General features: G+C 58.8%; 2 protein-coding genes and 1 pseudogene. 2 read left to right on the top strand and 1 reads right to left on the bottom strand.

Translation table 11 applies throughout. The features are described from left to right. Positions 1–53: 53 nt before the first annotated feature. Positions 54–359 (bottom strand): annotated as a pseudogene (locus PG892_RS21870) (methyl-accepting chemotaxis protein); the annotation flags it as partial. 252 nt (positions 360–611) lie between these two features. On the opposite strand from PG892_RS21870, the gene prfB reads away from it, so the two are divergent. Further along, positions 612–1,710 (top strand): peptide chain release factor 2 gene (gene prfB / locus PG892_RS21875; RefSeq protein ID WP_102948437.1). Its coding sequence is split into 2 segments (ribosomal slippage): positions 612–686 and positions 688–1,710, totalling 1,098 coding nucleotides; the frame shifts between segments, so codons are not numbered across the junction. A 20-nt stretch (positions 1,711–1,730) separates the two neighbouring features. After that, the gene (gene lysS, locus PG892_RS21880; protein WP_119196944.1) at positions 1,731–3,266 is read left to right on the top strand and encodes a lysine--tRNA ligase; all 1,536 of its coding nucleotides are present in this window, start codon (positions 1,731–1,733) and stop codon (positions 3,264–3,266) included. Positions 3,267–3,409 lie beyond the last annotated feature (143 nt).

Here is a 3,409-nt window from a genome sequence, read left to right on the forward strand (position 1 = left end):
GTACCACCAATCAGCAGTTGGCCACCTCTCGCCATTCATCCATGAGTGTCGCACTTATTATCTGAATTCCCGAAATAGGTGAGCTGGAAACGGCCGGACACCTGGGCCTGTTGCAGGGCGTTGAGGGGCTCGGCACCGGCCTTGTTGCCAAGGGCCTGGATAACGTCACGACGGGCCGCGAGCCAGTCGCTGACACTGGCGGCCTGCTGGCTGCCGAGGCGCTGCACCTGTTCCTGACTGCCTTGCAGCAGCATGGACTTCTGGCTGGTGTAGCTCTGCCAGGAGAGCAGCAGGATCACCAGTGACAAGGCGATGACCACAGACAACAGTATCTTCTGCTTGAGTGATAGGTTTTTCATCGTGTTTTCTTCTTGTGGGGGTCGGGAACAGGATCAATCGGGAGTGCGTGGCACTGTGTGTTGTTAGCGGCCAATCCGCGCAAAACTGAAGCGGAGAATGGCGTGAGTGACGATATTTTACGCGGAAATTTTAAAAATGCTGCGGAAAATTGGAGCAGGAAAAAGAGCGAGGCCAGCCAACCCTGTTTATTCCTTCTGCAATTGGCTAGAATATCCCGTTTTTAAATCACATCGACCCCGAGAGTTTTCACGATGTTTGAAGTCAATCCTGTATTAAACAAGCTTAAGGAGCTGTCTGAGAGGACCGAGCTGCTTAGGGGGTACCTTTGACTATGACGCCAAGAAAGAGCGTCTAGAAGAGGTCAATGCCGAGCTGGAACAGCCGGATGTCTGGAACGAACCCGAGCGCGCACAGGCGCTGGGCAAGGAGCGCGTCTCCCTGGAGAACGTCGTCAGCACCATCGATACCCTGACCCAGGGCGTCGATGACGTCGAGATGCTGGTCAGCCTGGCCGTCGAAGGCGAAGACGAAGAGACCTTCAACGAAGCCGTGGTCGAAGCGGACGAGCTGGAGGCCAAGCTGGTGGATCTCGAGTTCCGCCGCATGTTCTCCGGTCAGCACGACGGTTCCGACTGCTACATCGACATCCAGTCCGGTTCCGGCGGCACCGAGGCCCAGGACTGGGCCAACATGGTGCTGCGCATGTACCTGCGCTGGGGCGATGCCCACGGCTACAAGCCCGAGCTCATCGAATGCTCCGAGGGCGACGTAGCCGGCATCAAGTCCGCCACCATCAAGTTCACCGGCGAGTATGCCTTCGGCTGGCTGCGCACCGAGACCGGCGTGCACCGCCTGGTACGCAAGTCGCCGTTCGATTCCGGCGGCCGTCGCCACACCTCGTTCTGCTCCGTGTTCGTCTACCCCGAGATCGATGATGACATCGAGATCGAGATCAACCCGGCTGATCTTCGCATCGACGTCTACCGCGCCTCCGGTGCCGGTGGTCAGCACGTCAACCGGACCGAGTCCGCGGTGCGTATCACCCACGTGCCGACCGGCGTGGTGGTGCAGTGCCAGAACGACCGTTCCCAGCACAAGAACAAAGATCAGTGTATGAAGCAGTTGAAGGCCAAGCTCTACGAGCTGGAAATTCAAAAGCAGAACGCTGAGAAGCAAGCCCTCGAAGAGACCAAGTCCGACATCGGCTGGGGCAGCCAGATCCGCTCCTACGTACTGGATGATTCCCGTATCAAGGATCTGCGCACCGGCGTCGAAACCCGCAATACCCAATCGGTACTCGACGGCGACTTGGACAAGTTTATCGAAGCCAGCCTGAAATCAGGCCTGTAAACAGAGCAGCAGGAATCACCATGTCTGAACAAACCACCACCCCGGAAGTCGACCAGACTCTCGAACTGAACAACGAGATGCTTGAGCGTCGCTCCAAGCTGGCCGCCTTGCGCGCCCAGGGCAACCCCTTCCCCAACGATTTCCGTCGTGACAGCCTCTCCGGCGATCTGCATGCCGAATTCGGCGACAAGAGCAATGACGAGCTGGTCGCCCTGGGTAAACAGGTGAAGATTGCCGGTCGCATCATGACCCGCCGGATCATGGGCAAGGCGTCTTTCGCGACCCTGCAGGACATGGCTGGCAAGATCCAGATCTACGTGACCCGTGACGACCTGCCGGAAGGCTTCTACAACGAGCAGTTCAAGAAGTGGGATCTGGGTGACATCGTCGGTGTCGAGGGTACCCTGTTCCGCACCAACGCCGGTGAGCTCTCCGTACACGTCTCCACCATCCGCCTGCTGACCAAGGCCCTGCGCCCGCTGCCCGAGAAGCACAAGGGTCTGACCGACCAGGAAGCCCGCTGCCGCCAGCGTTACCTGGACCTGATCGCCAACGAAGAGTCCCGCAAGACCTTCGTGACCCGCACCAAGGTGGTGGCCGGCATTCGCAAGTTCCTGAATGACAAGCGCTTCATGGAAGTGGAAACCCCCATGATGCAAGTCATCCCGGGTGGCGCCTCCGCACGTCCCTTCATCACCCACCACAATGCGCTGGACATCGACATGTACCTGCGTATCGCTCCGGAACTCTATCTGAAGCGTCTGGTGGTCGGTGGTTTCGAGCGTGTCTACGAGATCAACCGCAACTTCCGTAACGAAGGCATCTCCGTTCGCCATAACCCCGAGTTCACCATGCTCGAGTTCTATATGGCCTACGCCGATTACATCGATCTGATGGATCTCACCGAAGAGATGCTGCGCACCCTGGCACAGGACATCCTGGGCGACACCAAGATCCGTTACGCCAAAGAGGGCGAAGAGGGTCTGACTATCGATTTCGGTCAGCCGTTCCAGCGCCTCTCCATGGTGGACTCCATCCTGAAGTACAACCCGGATGTCACCCGTGACGATCTGGCCACTCTGGAGAAGGCTACTGCCGTCGCCAAGGGTCTGAAGATCGAGCTGATGAAGAGCTGGGAGCTGGGCCACGTGATCACCGCGATCTTCGAAGAGACCGTTGAACACATGCTGCTGCAACCGACCTTCATCACCGAGTACCCGGCTGCCGTCTCCCCGCTGGCCCGTCGCAACGACCAGAACCCGGACGTCACCGACCGCTTCGAGTTCTTCATCGGCGGCCGCGAGCTGGCCAACGGCTTCTCCGAGCTGAACGATGCGGAAGATCAGGCCGAGCGCTTCCAGGCCCAGGTTGACCAGAAAGCCGCAGGGGACGACGAAGCCATGTTCTACGACGCCGACTTCGTCACCGCGCTGGAACACGGTCTGCCGCCGACCGCCGGTCAGGGTATCGGTATCGACCGTCTGGTGATGCTGTTCACCAACAGCCACACCATCCGCGACGTCATCCTGTTCCCGGCCCTGCGTCCACAAAAGTAAGCGCCGCAGAAACAGGGCCGCAGCAAAACGCTGCCGTCCATGGCAATCAAAACGCCCCGCAATTACGGGCAATGCTGATCAGTTAAGGATCCATTGACCGATCCTTCTGCTGTAGGACAATCCGGAACCAATCACTGGTTCCG

The sequence above is a fragment of the Aeromonas sp. QDB68 genome (assembly GCF_027707405.1).
In the GTDB taxonomy this organism is placed as follows: domain Bacteria; phylum Pseudomonadota; class Gammaproteobacteria; order Enterobacterales; family Aeromonadaceae; genus Aeromonas; species Aeromonas caviae.

Coding starts and splice junctions, on each gene's coding strand:
- lysS (WP_119196944.1), top strand. CDS start 1,731: ATGTCTGAACAAACCACCACCCCGGAAGTCGACCAGACTCTCGAACTG.